This window comes from Sphingobium sp. MK2, assembly GCF_040170545.1.
In the GTDB taxonomy this organism is placed as follows: domain Bacteria; phylum Pseudomonadota; class Alphaproteobacteria; order Sphingomonadales; family Sphingomonadaceae; genus Sphingobium.
On sequence record NZ_JAZDXA010000030.1, the window covers coordinates 1 to 17,931 of the forward strand.

The 17,931-nt window shown below is 60.8% G+C and carries 16 protein-coding genes and 1 pseudogene; 10 read left to right on the forward strand and 7 right to left on the reverse strand.

From position 1 onward, the window contains the following. Positions 1-275: 275 nt before the first annotated feature. The 7 genes and pseudogenes from V2I08_RS20605 to V2I08_RS13710 all read left to right on the forward strand — a co-directional run. Positions 276-668, forward strand: a pseudogene (locus V2I08_RS20605) (transposase family protein); the annotation flags it as partial. Between the two features lie 826 nt (positions 669-1,494). Continuing rightward, positions 1,495-2,148 (forward strand): TetR/AcrR family transcriptional regulator, encoded by a 654-nt coding sequence (locus V2I08_RS13685; protein ID WP_349635617.1) that lies wholly within the window; start codon positions 1,495-1,497, stop codon positions 2,146-2,148. A 174-nt stretch (positions 2,149-2,322) separates the two neighbouring features. Then, a complete protein-coding gene (locus V2I08_RS13690; RefSeq protein ID WP_349635618.1) occupies positions 2,323-3,498 on the forward strand; it encodes an amine dehydrogenase large subunit in 1,176 nt (391 codons plus the stop codon). Between the two features lie 2 nt (positions 3,499-3,500). Then, positions 3,501-4,031 carry a MauE/DoxX family redox-associated membrane protein gene (locus V2I08_RS13695; RefSeq protein WP_349635619.1) on the forward strand — a complete coding sequence of 177 codons (531 nt, stop codon included), beginning with the start codon at positions 3,501-3,503 and terminating at the stop codon, positions 4,029-4,031. Between the two features lie 6 nt (positions 4,032-4,037). Continuing rightward, positions 4,038-4,640: a methylamine utilization protein MauD gene (locus V2I08_RS13700; RefSeq protein ID WP_349635620.1), complete on the forward strand. Its 603-nt coding sequence runs from the start codon at positions 4,038-4,040 to the stop codon at positions 4,638-4,640. 23 nt (positions 4,641-4,663) lie between these two features. Further along, positions 4,664-5,209, forward strand: coding sequence for a methylamine dehydrogenase (amicyanin) small subunit (gene mauA / locus V2I08_RS13705; RefSeq protein WP_349635621.1), 546 nt, complete (start codon positions 4,664-4,666; stop codon positions 5,207-5,209). A gap of 12 nt (positions 5,210-5,221) precedes the next feature. Then, the gene (locus V2I08_RS13710) at positions 5,222-5,728 is read left to right on the forward strand and encodes a cytochrome C (protein WP_349635622.1); all 507 of its coding nucleotides are present in this window, start codon (positions 5,222-5,224) and stop codon (positions 5,726-5,728) included. Positions 5,729-5,807: 79 nt separating this feature from the next. On the opposite strand, the gene V2I08_RS13715 is transcribed toward V2I08_RS13710, so the two are convergent. Further along, positions 5,808-8,546: a TonB-dependent receptor gene (locus tag V2I08_RS13715; protein ID WP_349635623.1), complete on the reverse strand. Its 2,739-nt coding sequence runs from the start codon at positions 8,544-8,546 to the stop codon at positions 5,808-5,810. 368 nt (positions 8,547-8,914) lie between these two features. On the opposite strand from V2I08_RS13715, the gene V2I08_RS13720 reads away from it, so the two are divergent. Then, a complete protein-coding gene (locus V2I08_RS13720; protein ID WP_349635624.1) occupies positions 8,915-10,921 on the forward strand; it encodes a sulfotransferase in 2,007 nt (668 codons plus the stop codon). Here V2I08_RS13720 and V2I08_RS13725 read toward each other — a convergent pair. From V2I08_RS13725 to urtA, 6 genes are all read right to left on the reverse strand, one after another. Continuing rightward, the gene (locus tag V2I08_RS13725) at positions 10,918-11,082 is read right to left on the reverse strand and encodes a hypothetical protein (RefSeq protein ID WP_349635625.1); all 165 of its coding nucleotides are present in this window, start codon (positions 11,080-11,082) and stop codon (positions 10,918-10,920) included. The genes V2I08_RS13720 and V2I08_RS13725 overlap by 4 nt on opposite strands. A gap of 105 nt (positions 11,083-11,187) precedes the next feature. Then, on the reverse strand, positions 11,188-11,901 hold the full coding sequence (urtE, locus tag V2I08_RS13730; protein ID WP_349635626.1) for an urea ABC transporter ATP-binding subunit UrtE: 714 nt from the start codon (positions 11,899-11,901) through the stop codon (positions 11,188-11,190). Next, a complete protein-coding gene (urtD, locus tag V2I08_RS13735; protein ID WP_349635627.1) occupies positions 11,898-12,656 on the reverse strand; it encodes an urea ABC transporter ATP-binding protein UrtD in 759 nt (252 codons plus the stop codon). Before urtD ends, urtE begins: the two co-directional genes overlap by 4 nt. Beyond that, positions 12,653-13,693 carry an urea ABC transporter permease subunit UrtC gene (gene urtC, locus V2I08_RS13740; RefSeq protein ID WP_349635628.1) on the reverse strand — a complete coding sequence of 347 codons (1,041 nt, stop codon included), beginning with the start codon at positions 13,691-13,693 and terminating at the stop codon, positions 12,653-12,655. The genes urtD and urtC overlap by 4 nt, the downstream gene beginning before the upstream one ends. Further along, positions 13,686-14,573, reverse strand: coding sequence for an urea ABC transporter permease subunit UrtB (gene urtB / locus V2I08_RS13745; RefSeq protein WP_037475088.1), 888 nt, complete (start codon positions 14,571-14,573; stop codon positions 13,686-13,688). Before urtB ends, urtC begins: the two co-directional genes overlap by 8 nt. A gap of 149 nt (positions 14,574-14,722) precedes the next feature. Then, complete coding sequence (gene urtA / locus V2I08_RS13750) at positions 14,723-15,937, reverse strand: urea ABC transporter substrate-binding protein (protein ID WP_349635629.1); 1,215 nt, start codon at positions 15,935-15,937, stop codon at positions 14,723-14,725. 140 nt (positions 15,938-16,077) lie between these two features. On the opposite strand from urtA, the gene V2I08_RS13755 reads away from it, so the two are divergent. After that, complete coding sequence (locus V2I08_RS13755; RefSeq protein WP_349635630.1) at positions 16,078-16,932, forward strand: peptidylprolyl isomerase; 855 nt, start codon at positions 16,078-16,080, stop codon at positions 16,930-16,932. Next, positions 16,916-17,914, forward strand: coding sequence for a HupE/UreJ family protein (locus V2I08_RS13760; protein ID WP_349635631.1), 999 nt, complete (start codon positions 16,916-16,918; stop codon positions 17,912-17,914). Before V2I08_RS13755 ends, V2I08_RS13760 begins: the two co-directional genes overlap by 17 nt. The last annotated feature ends 17 nt before the right edge of the window (positions 17,915-17,931 follow it).

Consider the following 17,931-nt stretch of genomic DNA (forward strand, 5'->3'; position numbering starts at 1 on the left):
TCACTCCATCTCTTCGCAAAGAGGTGTGAATCACAACATGCTGGTATTGCTCAACAACTTTCGGTTCGGGCACTAAGTAAGATAGAAGTAAACCGATCGATACTCTGAGTCGGTGAAGCATCCTCCCCTGGCAGGGAAGGAAAATCGTATATGAGCTTGAACGATTGATCGAATAGGATGCTTGGTTAGCCTCGATAGTTGGAGGCTACCGATGGATGGTTTCCGGTGAGGTGGATGATCCGCGGACACAATCTTCTTGAACTGCTCTCTGTCGCGCTCGCTGCAGTGCCGAAGACTGTACGGACATGGCGGCATTTGCGCGTGCAAAGCTGGAAGTGCTGCGTCAGGTGGTTGATCTGGAACATGGTCCACCGAGCCACGACATGTTCAGCCAGGTATTCCGGTTGCTTGATCCAGAGCCGTTCGAAGCAGCGTTTGCGCGCTTTATGGCGGCATTTGCAGGTGCGCTCGAAGGCGTCGTGGCGATTGAGGGCAGGGCTAGATCGGGAAGGAGCACGGCGTGGGTACCCGGCGCGACATGGAAGGCGATTTCGTCAAGGTGCATATTCATCGCCGCACTATTTCACTTGGGTATGAAGATACCTGCAGCCTTGCCTTCAGTGGGGGCGGATCCCCCCCCGAAGAGCCAGGCCGACGATCGCCGTTGATCCTTTGGCGCTGATGGCCTCGTGCCGCGCTTCACCCAGCGCCGGGTGAGTTTGGTTTGCTGGCCAACGCGGGCAGCGAACTCTTTCTAAAAATAGTGATGTCATCGGGTTTCTTACCAAGATGGCGGCACCGCGCGGCAAGCTTGCGATAACCCAAAGCTCGAAGCTCCCTCCCAAGCGTGTAACGCATGACCGAGAATTCGAACTCGTCTCGGATCTACTGCGCCAGATCGCACAGTCGACAGCGCACGACGCCCCAGCCTCCACGACTTTGGCAAGCTTGGCGCGCTGTTCGTCGTTCAAGATCGACGCCCGTCCGGAGCCCTTTGGTCGGACACGATCCTCGGTACACCGCAGGCCATCGCTTTGGCAGGCTGCACAGATTATACAGGTCGTTCAGTTCATCCTTCGACACATAACCCAAGACATCGATCATGTGCCTGCTGGACCGATCTGTGGCAAAGAGCCTGATCTGCTCCGCCGCGCCGGGAGGGCGCTTTCCAGCTACGATGAATTCATAGTCCGACCTTTGCCGGATCAAGGCTTTGACGATTTCCATCGCATAATGGTCGATTGCGAGAGAGCAGCCGACCGTCTGTCCGCCCTGGAAGCAATCGCTATACGCATCAAATCTGGCCTTTAGAAATGCAGTATGCCGACGACGGTCTGAATCCCATGGGTTTCAAGCAAGCAAGGCGATCAAGCGAACGGGTTGTCGGGAACCGTCTAGCCACGCCAACCTTGACCCTAGGCTAGACCAATATGGTGGCAAAGGGTAGCGGCCTCCCCAATTGGGTGATAGGACTAATTCAAGGCTGATACTGAAATGATACTCTCCCCTCCTCGCCCCGGCATCTATGCCCGTGGGACCGAAACGGTCGATCAAATCCTCAAGGCGGCGCTAGCGGTATTAATCGATGAAGGGGCGGATGCCTTCACGTTGCGCCGGATCGCGGCACGATGCGACATGAAGGTCGGCAATGTCAGCTATCATTTCCCACGCAAGGAAATGCTGATCCAGGTAATGCTGGACGAACTGGTCGATTCCTATGCCACGATGATGGACCAAACGGTGCGCAAGCCCGGCTTGGCGGCCGAGGAACGACTGAAACGGGTTGTTATTCTGTGCTTGGACGATATCCAGACCAAGCGTACCACCCATTTGTTCACCGAATTATGGGCGCTGGCCAATCACAGCGATTTCGTTGCTGACCGGGTTCGCTCCTTTTATGAGCGGGTCCACAGTGTCATCGGCGAATATGTCGCAGTGCTCAACCCGGCCCTTACCGCCGACGAAGTGCATAGCGTGTCGCTGTTCATCAGCGCGTCGATGGAAGGATCAACCCCCTTTCTGGGCCACGGCAAACCCTGGAGCCATAAGATGCCCGTTTTCACGGCGCTGGCGGCTACGTCGTTCGTCCACCTTGCCAAGACAGTGACATCGAACGACCTTGCAGGATTGATCGCAGAGACTGCCTGAGGCTACGAAAATCCGGTCAATCGCGCCATATTGCTGCAACGCAAAATATATTTCCGATCCTCCTTCCAAAGCGCTTGACCAATATCGGACAGCTATCCAATCTTTGCGCAGACGCTGATATGTGGCTCGTTGAGTCCATTTGTCCGTCCGCACGATCAAGGGGGATCACGCCAGATGCCAAGGACCGCCGCTAGGGGATTTTTCGCCGCGACTGCGTTGGGCTGCGCGCTGTTCGCCACCGCCGCGCAGGCTGCGCCCGCCGAGACCGGCACCGTCCTGGAAATGGAGACGTCCGACGTCCTGACCATTACCCCGCCAAAGCCGACCTGGTTCTTTGTCGATGGCGGCTGGGACATGGCGGGGACCAGCATTTTCGACGGCGAGACCGGCAAGATGAAGGGCATGGTCGAAACCCGCCGTCTGGCCGACTTTGCGATCGATCCGGCTGGCAAATATTATTATGTCGCCGAAACCATCTGGTCGAAGGGGGATCGCGGCACGCGGCAGGATATGGTGTCGGTCTATGACAGTCAGACGCTGAACCTCGTTACCGAAATTCCTCTGCCCGGCCGCATATTGATCGGGTCGCGCAAAAATAATTTTATCGTCAGCGACGATGGCAAGACCGCCTTTGTCTATGATTTCAGCCCGGTCTCCGGGGTGAGTATCGTCGATCTGATCAAGCGCAAATTCGTGACCGCCGTGGAACTGCCCGGCTGCGCCAGCCTGATGCCTAATCCGGGCGTCGGCTTCTCCGCGCTTTGCTCGGACGGTTCACTCGCCACCGTGGCGATCAAGGGGACCAAGGCGGGCATTACGCACAGCGCGCCTTTCTTCTCGGCAACCGATGATCCGATCTTCGACAATTTCACCTATGATAAGCACAAGAAGGAAACGACCTTCCTGACCTATACCGGCCAGATTTATCAGGCCAAACTCGGCACGGTGCCGACTATCTCGGCACCCTTCTCCATCCAGGCGGCAGCGGGCATTCGTCCGGGCGAAACCAAACCGCTGGAGCTGAACTGGTATCCGGGCGGTCGTCAGCCCATGGCGCTTCACCGCCCGTCCGGTCATTTGTTCGTGTTGATGCACATGGGCGAATATTGGTCGCACAAGGCATCCGGCACTGAGGTGTGGGAAGTTGACCTAGCCACGCAAAAGGTCGTCAAGCGCCGGGTGCTCAAGGAACCGATGAACAATATCGAGGTATCGCAGACCGACAAACCGCTATTGTTCATGAACGGTGAAGAGGCCAGCGCTATTGTCATCGACGTCGCCACCGGCGAGGAAAAGCACAAGATCGAAAAGGCCGGCGGCAGCACCATCACGGTTGCGGACCCGTCCTGACCATGCCGCTGGGGCTGGCAATCACCGGACTGGCGGCATCGGTTGGCATTGGCCTGATCCTGTTGATCGCTGGCGTTAACAAGTTACGTCATCGAACGCTACTGCCCGGCGTGATAGCCAATTACCGTTTGCTTGCGCCTGCGCTGATCGCGCCTGCCGCAACGATGCTGCCGATTGCCGAAATCCTGATTGGCGGCGCGTTGATCCTGGGCTTCGCGCCCTTGCCGGTGATGCTGGCTATCCTGCTTCTGGCCGTGTTCGGGCTGGCGATGGCAATCAATATCAGGCGCGGCCGTACGCAGATCGATTGCGGCTGTGGCCGGTCGCAACTGCGCCATCCGATTGGCTGGCCGCTGGTTGTTCGCAATGCCGTGCTGGCCATTCTGCTGGCCCCGCGACTGCTGCTCGCGCCGCTGCTCAGCGCGATGGATATCGGCACCGCCATAGCCGGGGGCATTGCGCTCTATCTCGCCTATCTGCTCTGCAATTCCATCAGCGCGCTGATCGCGCTGCCCGTCGCCCACCGGAGATAAGCATCCATGCTGACATCGCTCATCCTCTCGCAAATCCTGTCATGGATCATGATCTTGGGGTTGGGCGTGGCCCTGCTCGCGGTTGCACGACAGGTCGGCGTGCTCCACATCCGGGTGGCACCTGCCGGTGCGCTCACCACCAGCGGCGGCCCGGCAGTCGGCGACGCTACGGTCAAGGTCGACGCTCGCTCGCTGGATGGCGCGCCGGTGACAATCGGCGGCCACACCCATGACGTGCCGCTCCGCCTGCTGATGTTCGTGTCGGCGCAATGTCCGCTGTGCAAGAGCATCATCCCGATGGCCAAATCCTTCGCCCGTGACGAGCGTGTCGCGTTGACCTTCATTGGCGACGATGACGCCGCTGCGCAACGCGCGATGATCGCACAGCACGGGCTGGAGACCTATCTGTTCGTCAACGGTCCCGAAGCGGGGCAGGCATTCGGCGTTGCCAAACTACCCTATGCGGTGCTGCTGGATGCGGAAGGGGCGATCCTGTCCAAGGGACTGGTCAACAGCCGCGAGCATCTGGAAAGCTTGGTCGTGGCCCATGAAATGGGGATCAGGACCGTGCAGGATTATATCGGATCGTTAAAGGCACAGGCGGCCTGAACGGCACATAGGGAGTCAGTGACATGAAGAAGTTCGACGCCGACGCCATGGGCGAACGACTGTTGCGCAAGTTGGCCGGGGGCACATCACGACGCTCCATGCTATCGCGCCTAGGGGCCGCGCTGGTCGCCGCACCCGCCTTCCCGCTGCTGCCGGTCAGCCGCGCCGAAGCGGCCAAGCCGGACCGTTCGCCCGAAGCCAAGACTGGCTTTGCCCGAAATGCCCAGACCAAGGACGACACCAAGTGCGATTATTGGCGCTATTGTGCCATCGACGGCGCGCTGTGCACCTGCTGCGGCGGTGGCATCCACAGTTGTCCACCGGGTTCGGAGCCATCGCCCGTCTCCTGGGTTGGCACCTGTATCAACCCGGACGATGGCAAGGCCTATCTGATCGCTTATCGCGACTGTTGCGGAAAACCGGCCTGCGGCCAGTGTGGGTGCGACAATACCGACCGCGAAACTCAGCTTTATATGCCCCAGCTCAACAATGACGTGATCTGGTGTTTCGGCACGAGCAGCATGGAATATCATTGTTCGACTGCGGTACTCGTGGGGGCCGCCAGCTAGGATATAGTGGCGATGCGTAGGCTGTTATTAGGGTCGCTGATCCTGATCAGCGCGATCGGCATCGGTCGCGCCGCGCTGCCGCCTATGGGCGTACTGCCCACCGCGATCAGCGACCCAGATTTGGCGCGGTCCGACTATGCCGAACATTGCGGCGGGTGCCATGGCATTCAGGGCAGCGCAGCGCCCGCGCAATTGCCCGAACTACGCGGCCGGGTCGGCTGGTTCATGTGCACGCCCCAATCGCGCGCCTATCTCATCCGCCTGCCCAACATCGCGCACAGCCGGATTACCGACAATCAGCAGCTTGCGGACCTCGTCAATTACATGGTCTTTGGCCTAGGCGGAGCCAGCGTGCCCAAGGGGACCCGGCCTTTCACGGCGGATGAGGTCGCCTATGAACGCAAATTCGCGCTCACATCCGCCTCGCTCAAGGCCGAACGCGCTCGCTATGTCGAGGTCGCGATCCGCCAATGTGGCGCGCCTGTCGCCATGCGCCTGCTCTATCCAGGGCAGAAATAGGCAGTTCTAAAGCCAAATAGGCAACGAGATGCCGCCGGATCGCTGAACCGGCGGCATCATCATGCCATAGCCCCAACCTTTAGAATTTCTGGCCGAAGCGAATGCCGAAGAATTGCGGCTTGATCGCAAAGGTGCGCGATGACCCAGAACAGAAGTCGATCGAACAGAAGGTATTTTTGGTCAGTTGCCCACGCTTGTCAAAGGCATTCTGGATAAACAGCGTGACACTCCAGCTATCCTTCTTGACGCCGCCCGAAAAATCGAAGCTGACAAAGCCCTTCGTGTTGCCCAGCAAAGTGTTGCTCGCAACATTCAGATCCTGGGTCGCGCCGGTCTGATACAGGGCAGCGCCCTGAATATAGGCGCTATAATCGCCCATATAGGTATCGTAGCGGATCGAGGTAGTGCCTTTGAACTTTGGCTGCCGCGGCAGACGAGTGCCGTTGGCGGCGGCGACCTGCGGGGTTGGGGGATCGGAATCAGGGACGACCGCAACATCCCCATTTTCATCAAAAAGCGTGCAGGTCGACAATTGAGAGATGGACGATGTCGTCTTGTCCAACGCGAAATTGCAGAAACTGCCTTTTAGCTTGCCGTCATTATAGGCACCGGAGGTCGAGATCGTCACCTTACCCAGCTTCAGGTCGGCATCATATTCGATACCTTTGACTACCGCCTTGCCCGCATTGCCGGTCATGCCTGCGCCCTGCGCGCCCGATACGACCACACCATATTGGATATTATTCCACTTTTCGTAATAGACCGCCGCATTGAAGCGGAAGATATTGTTCCATGTCGTTTTAACGCCCAACTCGAAATTGGAGAGCGTTTCAGACTGGAACGGGGCCACGTCTACGGGACCAAAATTACGGATGCGCAATGGCCGATTAAATCCGCCCGGCCGGAAGCCAGTAGAATAGTTAAAATAGACCATCTTATCGGGCTGGAACTGCCAGTCGAGCGCCACCTTGTGCGTCTCGCCATCTTCCTTGTATCGGCCCGTCTGGTCAGCAGCGCGGAAGTTTGTATTCAAGCATTGCAGGCGCTCGGCCGGCAACGGTGTCGGGCAACCCATCGTCCCGGTCGGAACATAATAGGACGTCACGCTATTGGCGGCGGACCCCGCCACACCAGCAAAACCCTTGACCGCAAAATCCGTCCAAAAATAGCGAATGCCGCCGGTTAGCTTCAATGTCGGCGTGATGTTGTAATGGCCTTCTGCAAAAATCGCCTTGTCATGATAGAGCTGGTTCTGCTCGACGAAGTAGAAGGCATCACCCTTCACCGCCGGCGTACCGTACACCATGGTGCCGAGCGGATTGCCGAGCGGATTAACGACATTGCTGGTATCGAAGAAGGGTATGCCATCCTCATTATAATCGATGCCGTACATAGCCGGCACGCCGATCAACCCGCCTGCAACATCGCCACCGCCAGTCTGGGTAAAGCCGGTGATCGTGTCCAGGCCACGAATGGCGTAGGAGGTATTCGACTGGTTTTTCTGGCGCTGGTAGAAGCCGCCGACCGTGATGTCCAAGGGCCAGTCCTTGGGCGTCGATATCCGTAATTCCTGCGTGAATTTGTTCCGATGCCAATCGGCATGATAATATTGTGTCGGGTTGATCAGGTCGCATTTCTGCGCGGCGTTCGCCCCCGTGCAATTGTCGAAAAATTGCAAATAGCTTTCATAGCCAGGACCGAACCCATCATACGTAACTGTATAATAAGTATAGTCGTTTAGCGTCCGCATCCTGCGTTTGAAAAATCCGGTCGCCGAAACGATGTCCCAGTCGCCAATATGGCCATGGATGCTGAGCGCTGCCTGGTACCAGCGATCGTCATTCTTAGTCTGGTCATAATCATGCACTTCCAGATCGCCGACGCGCGGATCAAAGCCGAAATAGCCATTGGCAACCTGCTTCTGCGCGGTGATTTCCGGCGCGACGGACCAGCCATCAGTCGGTTCCCAAAGCAATTGCAGGCGACCGCCAAATTCCTTAATGCTGTTATAGTCATCCTTGGCAATGGCAGCGTTGCTCAGATTGTAAAACGTGTCCGGGTTGTTATCGCCCAACGTATAGACCGCAGGGTCGCCATTGTTGAGTAGGCCATTATTGGGTTTGTTATCGATATAGCCGCCATCGCGCCGGTAATAGCCCATGGCGCGCACCGCCATCGTGTCGCTCAGCGGGACGTTGATGTAGGATTCCAACTGGCCACCAAAGTCGCCCTTGCCATATTTATTGGCTTCAACATCATAGCCGAACTCGAACTTGTCGAGATTGGGCTTGTTGGTGATGATGCGGATGGTGCCTGCCAGTGATCCCGCACCATAGAGCGTGCCCTGCGGCCCGGCCAGCGCCTCGACCCGCTCCAGATCATAGGCGTGGATGTCGGGCACTTGGGTGCCTGTGATGGGAATGTCATTGAGATAATAGCCAACCGAGGCATAGGCACCGCCTGCTGGCACGATGCCGCGGAAAAAGGCGGTGTTGCGGCCCGGCCCGATACCCTCGAACGAGACCGACGGCAGCAGTGCGGCGAAATCGCTCAAACCCTTGACCTGCCGCTCCGCCAGCGTCTCGGCACCCAGCGCCTGCATGGAGATCGGGACCTTCTGGATGCTTTGCGCGCTGCGGGTCGCGGTAACAACGATTTCGGTCAGGCCGCCACCTGCCTCATCGACCGGCGCGGCTAGCGCGGGATCTGCAACGGCATCGGCGGCGCGTGCCATGCCTACTGCGCCCAAACCGGCCAATATGGTTGTCACCTCCAATATCTTCACAAACTGCGAAAGTCGGCGAGACTGAATCTTCATGGTGTTGGACTCCCCCTTGAAAAGATGCCCTCCACTCTCCCAAATCGCGGTATCCCCGCGTGATTGTGACGCATTGCATCATGCTCGCTAAAGGCGATTAGCTTTCTCTGTTCGCAAGCGCAGCAAAGGTCAGCGACCGGAAACGACATACGCCTCCAGACCTGCCGCACCTACGTGCTGCATCATCAAGTTATATCTATTCCCCTGCTGACTTCGCCATTCCGTACGCTTGTCAAGAATCGATAATGCTGTAACGCTTGTAGGAGTCAACAGTCTAATTTTGCTGTTTGGCCTCTTGATTGTGTCGCTTATTGCGCGACTGCAACATACTATTCATTGTGCAGACGAGAAAGGACGCAAAACCCGCTATGGAAGCTACCCGCCTGATAAAGGATGCGCTCGCGCAGGCCACCGGGCTTCTGACCACGCAACCGGACGAAGCATTGGCGCAGACCGAAGCGATCCTGCGTCAGGCTCCCGGCCTTCCGCCCGCGGAATTTCTCGCTGCCCAGGCGCTGCGACGGCTGGGCCAGCCAGAAGCCGCGCGCTTGCGCCTAGCTACCCTTGCTCAACGCCAGCCAACCGTCCCCGCGCTGCTGTGGGAACTGGCGCAGGCTGCGAGTGAAACCGGCAACAGCGCGCAGGCGATAGCTGCGCTGGAAGGCCTGACCCGGCAGCAACCCGGCGTGGCAAGCGGCTGGTTCCTACTGGCGGGTGAGCTACGCAAGCTGGGCCGAACCGGCGATGCATGGCACGCCGACCTGTCCGGTATCCACGCATCTTCGCGCGACCGCGATCTGCTCGAAGCGGCGATAGCGATGAATGAAGGGCGTCTTGACGAGGCAGCGGCGATTCTCGATGCGAGGCTGGTGCGGCTGCCCGACGATCCCGCCACCATCCGGTTGCTTGGCGAAGTCCACTGGCGGCGTGGGGACATGAGTGCCGCGCTGATGCTGGTCGAACGCGCCGTCACCATCGCCCCTGGCTTTGATCTGGCGCGCGATTTCCTGATCCGCCTGCTGCTCCAGAATAACCGCCTGACCGACGCGCTCACTCATGCCGAGATATTGGTACAGTCGCCGCTCGACAATCCCGGATATGCGCTGCTGCGAGCGTCAGTGCTGGTGCGGCTAGGCGATCAGGCGCAGGCGGCCGCCATTTACCAAGGCCTGCTGGCGCGCAAGCCAGACCAGCCGCAACTATGGCAAAATCTGGGCCATGCGCTCAAGACGCTGGGTCGGCAGGCCGATGCCATCCACGCCTATCGGCAGGCGGTACAATATCAGCCGACCATGGGTGAAGCCTGGTGGAGCCTAGCCAACCTCAAGACAGTAAAACTCGACGCGCAGGACGTTGCGGCGATGGAACAAGCGCTTGCCACGCTGGCGTTGGACGCCGCTACAAAAAGCGAGGACATCTTCCACCTCCATTTCTCGCTGGGCAAGGCGTATGAGGACGCGCGCGATTATGCCGCATCCTTTGACCATTATGATCGCGGCAACCGCCTGCGCCGGACGCTGTTGACCTATGATGCCGATGAATTTGCCGCCGAGGTGAAGGCCGCTTCGTGCTGCTTCACGACCACCTTCTTTATGCAAATGGGAAAGAGCGGTTGCCCCGCATCCGACCCCATTTTCATCGTCGGCCTGCCCCGGTCCGGCTCCACGCTGGTCGAACAGATACTCTCCAGTCATAGCCGGGTCGAAGGGACGATGGAACTGCCGGAGATGATGATCATTGCCAGTCGCCTGCAATCACGGGTCGACGAGGGCGAATTTCCTGATTTTGCGACGATGATCGCGGCTCTCACTCCCGCTGACCGGCAGCGGCTCGGCGAGGAATATATCGATCGCACGCGCGTTCATCGCCAGAGCGACCGGCCCCATTTTATCGACAAGATGCCTAACAACTGGCAAAATGTCGGTCTGATCCGGCTTATTCTGCCAAACGCCAAAATCATCGATGCGCGCCGTCATCCGATGGGTTGCTGCTTTTCAGGCTGGAAACAGCATTTCGCGCGTGGTCAGGCCTTTACCTATGATCTGGGCGAAATCGGCCGCTACTATCGTGATTATGTCGCGCTGATGGCGGGGTTTGATGCCGCCGCGCCCGGCCATGTCCACCGCGTCCATTATGAACATATGGTCGCCGACACGCCGGGTGAAGTCAAGCGGCTGCTGGACTATCTCGGCCTGCCGTTCGAGGAGGCGTGCCTTGCCTTCTGGCGAACAGAGCGCGCGGTGCGCACCGCCAGTTCCGAACAGGTGCGTCGGCCGATTTTCACCGATGGCGTCGATCACTGGCGGCATTTTGCGCCCTGGCTCGGCCCGCTGGAAAAGGCACTGGGACCAGTGATCGCATCCTATCCCGGCTAAAACCGCGCGATGGTGGAATGCCACAGTCGTGGCACCGCGACCAGACCGATCCCCAATATAGACCAGCCGAGCATCAACCAGATTTCCAGCGGCATGTCGACCGCCATGCCAAAGGGCGCAACGACAGCCGCGCTGGCTACAATCGTGGTGCCGATGGCCACTGGTACAAGCAGTGTCGGTCCACCAGGCAGGCAGAAGTCAGGACTGGGCCCCCCTTGTCGATCGGGCGCAGATAGGCTGCGCCAGCTCGAAGCGTTGATCCGGCTCTAAATCTGCACCAGATGCGCAACATCCTTCGCGCTTTCGTCGGCAATCGCACCCTGGCGGATGATCCGCCCATTCTGCATCGCGCAATAGCGGTCGGCAAAGCGCCAGACGAAATCGAGATATTGCTCGACGACTAGCACCGTCATGTCCAACTGATCGCGAACATGGACCAAAGCCGCCTCGATCTGCTGTACGACATTGGGCTGGATGCCCTCGGTCGGTTCGTCCAGCAGCAGCAGGCTTGGTTCCCCCGCCAGCGCCCGACCGATCGCCAGTTGCTGCTGCTCACCCCCTGACAGGAAACCCGCCGGCCGACCACGAATGTCCCACAGTTTGGGGAACAGATCGAAAATATGCGGCGGCACTTTGGCCCCGCCCTTACCCCGCCCGGTCAGTGCCGACAGGCCGGTCTCCAGATTTTCCATGACGGTCAGTTGCGGAAACACATGCCGCCCCTGCGGCACGAAGCCGATCCCTGCGCGCGATCGTTTATGCGCGGGCAATGCTGTGATGTCCTGCCCGTCGAAACAGACCGTCCCGCCCGTCACCGCCTGCGTCCCCATGATCGTGCACAGCAGGGTCGTCTTGCCCACACCATTGCGGCCAATGAGCGCCATCACCTGCCCTCGCGCCAGCGTTAGATCGACCTCCCACAACACTTGACTCTGACCATAGGCGCTCGACAGGCCGACAATCTCCAGCAGCGCGCTCATGCGGCATGACCCAGATAGACAGAGGCGACTTCCGGGTCCGCGCGCACTTCGGCGACGCTGCCTTGCTTGAGGAACTTTCCTTGATGCATCACCGTCACTGGAACTGCGAGCTGTTCGACAAAGCTCATATCATGGTCGATCACCAGCACGGTGCGGCTATCCCCCAGCCCCAAGATCAATTGCGCGGTGCGGCTCGTTTCGGCCGGACCCATGCCCGCCGTTGGCTCATCCAGCAGCAACAGTTCCGCGCCCGTCGCCATCACCATTGCGATTTCCAGCCATTGTTTTTCGCCATGGGCCAGCGTGCCAGCCTCCACATCGGCGCGATGGGTGAGCGCCACCGCCTCCAGCGCTTCTTCGACCGCCGCGCGCTCTTCCACCGGGATGCCAGTGCCCAGGCTTTTCCACCAGCGCCGGTCGCGCCGCGCCGCCAGCGCCAGATTGTCGCGCACGCTCAAGGTCGGCAACACGCCGGGTGCCTGGAACTTGCGGCAAATCCCCCGCCCGACGATCGCCTGTTCGGGCAGATTCTGGATGTCCTCGCCCTTGAAGACGATCCGCCCTTCGCTCGGCCGCACCCGGCCGATGATCGTATCGCACAGCGTCGATTTGCCCGCGCCATTGGGACCGATCACGACCCGCGTCTCGCCTCGGTTCAGCGTCATCGAAAAACCATCGAGCGCCTTGAACCCGCTATAGTCGACGGTGACGCCATCGACGCTGAGCAGCAGCTCGGAAACCGCCGAACCGCTCATGCCGCCTTCCCCTTGGCCAGACCTGCAAGCCCGCGCGGCAGCAGGGTCACAACGAAGATGAACAGCGCGCCCATCAAATAGAGCCACAATTCGGGGAAAGCGCTCGACACCGCATCGCGCGCCAGATTGACGAGCAGCGCGCCGACGATCGCGCCCGCCAGACTATAGCGCCCGCCGATCGCGACCCACACCACCATCTCGATCGAGGGGACGACCCCGATCAGCGCAGGCGACACGACACCCGCATGCAGCGTGAACAATGCGCCGCCAATCCCCGCCAGCATCGCGGCGATGGCGAAGGCCGCGACCTTGAAAGGCGTCGGGTTATACCCCAGGAACCGCACCCTGTTCTCGCCATCGCGCGAGGCACGCAACAATATGCCAAAACGCGACGCTAGCAGCCAGCGCAGCGCGATGAACGCGACGCACAGCACCGCCAGCGTGACCCAGTAGAGCGCTGATCCCGTGCCGGGACTAGCCAGCCCTACGCCGAAGATCGAGTAGAAGTCGGTGAGGCCATTAAAGCCCCCGGTCACATCCTGCCGACTGATGATCAGTGTCGCGAAGGCAAGGCTCAGCGCTTGCGTGATCAGCGCGAAATAGGTGCCCCCTACCCGGCGATGAAACACCGCCCAGGAGAATAGCGCCCCGGCCAGCGTCGGGATGATGACGATCGCGGCCAGCGTGAAGAGCGGGCTGGTGAACGGCTCCCACCAGAGAGGCAGGCTTTCCCGCCCGCTCCACACCATGAAATCGGGTATCTCGCCGTCCGGCAGATCGGCCAGTTTCATGTGGATGGCGATGGCATAGCCGCCAAGGCCGAAAAACACCCCCTGCCCCAGGCTCAATATCCCGCCATGGCCCCAGATGAGGACGAGGCCCAGCGCCAATATCCCCATCGCCATGAAGCGGGCGAGCAGGTTGAGGTCATAGCTGGACAGCGCGAACGGCGCGACGAGGGCGAGCGTCAACAGCAGCCAGGGGAGTATCGGCTTGATCGGCGCGAAGCGCGCAGTGAGGGCGGAAAGATCAGGCATCAAGTTGGCGGGTCTTTACGGCGACGACGCCTTGCGGGCGCACCTGGATGAAAAGGATGACGAAGACGAGCAGCAGCATCTGCGCGACGCTGACATCGACGAATATCTGCGCCAGCGCGGCGAACAGCCCCAAGATGATCGCCGACGCGGTCGTGCCGACGATGCTGCCCAGCCCGCCCATCACAACGACCAGGAAGGCGGGGATGATATAGCTTTGCCCGACATTGGGTGTCACCGGGCCAAGCAGCGCGAGCATGACGCCTGCAAGACCCGCAACGCCTGAACCCAGGCAGAAGACGGTCAGGTCCACCCGCCGCACATCGATGCCGGTCGCCGACGCCATCATCCGGTCCTGATTGACTGCCCGCACCAGCAGCCCGATGCGGGTCTTGAGCAGCACGAGCGCCAGCGCGCCCAGCACCAGCGCGGCGATCGCGATGATGAACAGCCGCGCCGATGGCAGGGTGACGCCGAAGGCCACGAAGCTGCCCGTCAGCCATTCGGGCGCGCGCACTTCGACGCCGACTGCGCCGAACAGGTCACGCGCGCCCTGTTGCAGGATGAGGCTGACACCCCAGGTGGCGAGCAGCGTGTCGAGCGGCCGGGCCGACAGGCGGCGGATCAGCGTCGACTGGATCAACCCGCCCATCGCCGCGGCACCGATGAAGGCGACCGGAATGGCGAGGATGATCCCCATCGCCCCCGGCACCACCAGCAATGTCATCCAGGCGAGATAGCCGCCCAGCATCAACATCTCGCCATGCGCCATGTTGATCACGCGCATCAGCCCGAAGGAGAGGGCCAGGCCAAGCGCGGCAAGCAGGTAAAGCGACGCGAGCGACGCGCCGTTGAACAACTGGTTGAGGAAGAGGGCGTCCATAATTTACCTGTTCCCCTCCCTTTCAAGGGAGGGGTTAGGGGTGGGTAGCGAGCGAAGCGAGCCTCCAGCCGTCGGGTCAGCGCAGCCGACTTCGTCGGCACCCACCCCCGGCCCCTCCCTGAAAGGGAGGGGAGAAGAATGGCGCATCTTCAAAGCTTGCAAGTCTTGCCGGGGAAGGCGAGCGCGTCATAGGGTTCCGGCGCGATGTCCTTGCCGCTGTCGGCGATGATCTCGAACTGGCCATCGGCCTTCAGCTTGCCGATATAGGCCTTCTGCACCAGGCTCTGGTTCGCGGCGAAGCTGACGGTCCCCATCGGCGTCGCAAAGCCGCCCAGCGATGCCGCCGCCTTGCGCACTGCATCCGGCTCAAAGCTCTTGGCCTTTTCGACCGCTGCCTTCCACGCATAGACGTCCAGATAGCCATGGACCATCGGATCGGTGATCGCCGCATCCTTGCCGAACTTCGCCTTATAGGCGGCGATGAACTTCTCGTTCGCCTCGCCCGTCAGGCTCTGAAAATAATTCCAGGCGGCATAGCTGCCCTCGACCAGCCCCGCACCCATCGCCTGCGCTTCCTGCTCGCCGATAGAGAAGGACATGACCGGCATCGTCTTGGGGCTGATCCCGGCGGCCTGCATCTGCTTGAAGAAAGCCACATTGCTGTCGCCGTTCAGCGTGTTGATGATGATCGCGGGCTTGGCCTGCGCGATCTTGGCGATCACGCCCGAAAAATCGGTGCCGCCCAAGGGCACATAGGCTTCGCCCAGCACTTGCATCCCGCCCTTTTCGATATGTTTTTTCAGGATCAGGTTGGCGGTGCGGGGGTAGACATAGTCGGACCCGACGAGGAAGAAACTTTTATAGCCCTGCGCCACTGCCCATTCGAGCGCTGGCAATGCCTGCTGGTTGGGCTGTGCGCCCGAATACATGATGTTGGGCGAACATTCGTTGCCCTCGAACTGCACCGGATACCAGAGCAGGTTCTTGGTCCGCTCGAACACCGGCAACATCGCCTTGCGGCTGGCCGAGGTCCAGCCGCCGAACACGGTCGACACGCCATCGCTTTCGATCAGCTTCGACGCCTTCTGCGCGAAGGTGGACGGGTCCGACGCGCCATCCTCGACCAGGGCGTTGATCTGCTTGCCAAGCACGCCGCCGGTCGCATTGATCTCCTCGATCGCCAGCATCTCGGCATTTTTCACCGTGATCTCGCTGATCGCCATCGTGCCGGTCAGCGACTGGAGCACGCCCACCGACACGCTGTCGCCCGCAGGCGCGCTCGCATTGTCGCTGCCGCCGGAACAGGAGGCCAGCGCCAGCGCGCAGGCGGAAGTGGCAAGCATAAGCAGCCTGGAACGGATCATGATGTGTAGGTCTCCCCCTGGCAGGCCGGTGGTGGCACTGCGGCACTTTGGATGACATCAAGGCTATGGAAAGCGGGCTATCCCCCGTATGCGTCATTTGACGTAGGCAGGGCGCGCCGCTTGCGCCTAGAGTTGGGACCATGGCGGGCAGGGCAGAGAGTATGGGGATCGACAGCGACGGCGCGGGGGCGACGCCTGGCCGCGCTTTGCGCAGCCGTGTCGGCAAAGCCATGCGCGATCCGCTCTTTGCCTTTCTGGTCGCGGGCGTCGCCCTGTTCGGTGGCTATCAGATCATCGAACGCGCGCAAAAGCCGCCGGTCGTCTTCACGCCGCAGGTCGAACAGGCGATGGTCGGGGACTATGAGATGCTCGTCGGCCGCCCGGCTACCGCCGCCGACAAGGCGCGGATCAAGCGCGACTATCTGGCCGAGGAACTGCTGTTCCGCGAAGCGATCGACCGCAACATGCACCTGACCGACGGCGAAACCCGCAAGCGGCTGGTCGACAAGGTCCGCTACCTGATCGCGGGTGCCCCACCCGAACCGACCGACGAACAATTGGTCAACCATTATGCCGATAATCTGGCGCAGTATCGCGCCGAACCGCGCACCAGCTTCACCCAGGTTTACCGGGCGCAGAAACCCGCCGATCCGGCGCTGCTGCTGGCGCAGCTCAATGCCGGGGATACCATCCCCAGCGACGACTTCTGGCTGGGTCGCGCCTTTCCGCGCTATGGCGATTCGATGGTGCGCGGCATTTTCGGCCAGCCCTTCGTCGCCACGCTCAAGACCGCTCCGGACGGCCGCTGGTTCGGCCCGGTCCAATCGCCACGCGGCTGGCATTTCGTGCGCAAGAGCGAGAGCATCCCGGCGGCCATGATCCCCTTCACCGCGATCAAGGACCAGGTGCGGCAGGATTATATGATTGCCCATAGCGAAGCCGCCATCGACAAGGCGCTGTCTGGCCTCAAGGAGAAATATGATGTGGAAGAATAGTCTGGCCGCCCTCCTGCTCGCGCTGGCGGCCTTGCTGCCGGGCACGGCGATGGCCGACATCTTCCTGTCGGCCGATTTCGCGCTGACCCGTGGCGAGGACGCGAACAGCTATGAATTCACCGCCGCCGTGCCGGAAACGGTAGGCCAACCTGCGCCGATCGTCTGGCCGCAGGGCTGTCGCCAGACCGCCATGACGCGCCAATCCAGCGGCGGCCGCGCACAATATGCCTATGAATTTGCGTGCGAACGCCCGTTTGCCGCGGGCGATGTCATCCAGACGCCGTGGAAGGCCGATGGCGGCCGCTTCGTCACCAATGTCATGGGCAGCCAGGTCGATCGCAGCCTGACCGGCGACGCGAAAGGCATCGCCGTTCCGGTGGGCGAAACCGCCGTCGGCGAACGCGCGCTGACGCAGATCGCGCCGGAATTTCTGGCCCAGGGCGTCTGGCATATCTGGCTGGGCTGGGACCATCTGGCGTTCGTCCTCTGCCTCGCCCTGCTGGCGCGCGGGCGGGACTTACTCTGGCTGGTCAGCGCCTTCACCGCCGGGCATTCCATATCGTTGGCCGTCGCCTTTTTCGAACTGGTCCACGTCCCCGTTCCCCCGGTCGAGGCCGCCATCGCCCTGTCGATCGCCTTCATGGCGCGTGAGGCGCTGCTGGTCGGGAAAGGCGAACAGGCCTTCGCCTTCCGCCGTCAGCTGACCGTCGTGTCGCTGTTCGGCCTGCTCCACGGCTTGGGCTTTGCGACGGCGCTGGGCGAACTCGGCGTGCAGGCGGGTGAGAAACTGCCCGCGCTTATCTTCTTCAACATCGGCGTCGAAGCGGGGCAATTGTTGTTCGTGGGTGCCATCATGGCGACGCTGGCGGGCCTGCGCGTTCTCTCGCTGGCCGCGCCGGTGCGGGTCGCGGCGCTCTATGCCGTCGGTGCCATCGGCTGTTTCTGGATGGTCGAGCGAGTGGCGGGGTTCGGTATCGCCTGACTTCAATCTTCGTCGTC

Bases quoted from the DNA above. Each gene is read 5' to 3' on its own strand.
- urtA (WP_349635629.1), bottom strand. From the start codon at position 15,937: ATGATCCGTTCCAGGCTGCTTATGCTTGCCACTTCCGCCTGCGCGCTG.
- V2I08_RS13700 (WP_349635620.1), top strand. From the start codon at position 4,038: ATGCTGACATCGCTCATCCTCTCGCAAATCCTGTCATGGATCATGATC.
- urtE (WP_349635626.1), bottom strand. From the start codon at position 11,901: ATGAGCGCGCTGCTGGAGATTGTCGGCCTGTCGAGCGCCTATGGTCAG.
- V2I08_RS13710 (WP_349635622.1), top strand. From the start codon at position 5,222: ATGCGTAGGCTGTTATTAGGGTCGCTGATCCTGATCAGCGCGATCGGC.
- V2I08_RS13760 (WP_349635631.1), top strand. From the start codon at position 16,916: ATGATGTGGAAGAATAGTCTGGCCGCCCTCCTGCTCGCGCTGGCGGCC.
- urtB (WP_037475088.1), bottom strand. From the start codon at position 14,573: ATGGACGCCCTCTTCCTCAACCAGTTGTTCAACGGCGCGTCGCTCGCG.
- V2I08_RS13695 (WP_349635619.1), top strand. From the start codon at position 3,501: ATGCCGCTGGGGCTGGCAATCACCGGACTGGCGGCATCGGTTGGCATT.
- V2I08_RS13755 (WP_349635630.1), top strand. From the start codon at position 16,078: ATGGCGGGCAGGGCAGAGAGTATGGGGATCGACAGCGACGGCGCGGGG.
- V2I08_RS13720 (WP_349635624.1), top strand. From the start codon at position 8,915: ATGGAAGCTACCCGCCTGATAAAGGATGCGCTCGCGCAGGCCACCGGG.
- urtC (WP_349635628.1), bottom strand. From the start codon at position 13,693: ATGCCTGATCTTTCCGCCCTCACTGCGCGCTTCGCGCCGATCAAGCCG.
- V2I08_RS13715 (WP_349635623.1), bottom strand. From the start codon at position 8,546: ATGAAGATTCAGTCTCGCCGACTTTCGCAGTTTGTGAAGATATTGGAG.
- urtD (WP_349635627.1), bottom strand. From the start codon at position 12,656: ATGAGCGGTTCGGCGGTTTCCGAGCTGCTGCTCAGCGTCGATGGCGTC.
- mauA (WP_349635621.1), top strand. From the start codon at position 4,664: ATGAAGAAGTTCGACGCCGACGCCATGGGCGAACGACTGTTGCGCAAG.
- V2I08_RS13685 (WP_349635617.1), top strand. From the start codon at position 1,495: ATGATACTCTCCCCTCCTCGCCCCGGCATCTATGCCCGTGGGACCGAA.
- V2I08_RS13690 (WP_349635618.1), top strand. From the start codon at position 2,323: ATGCCAAGGACCGCCGCTAGGGGATTTTTCGCCGCGACTGCGTTGGGC.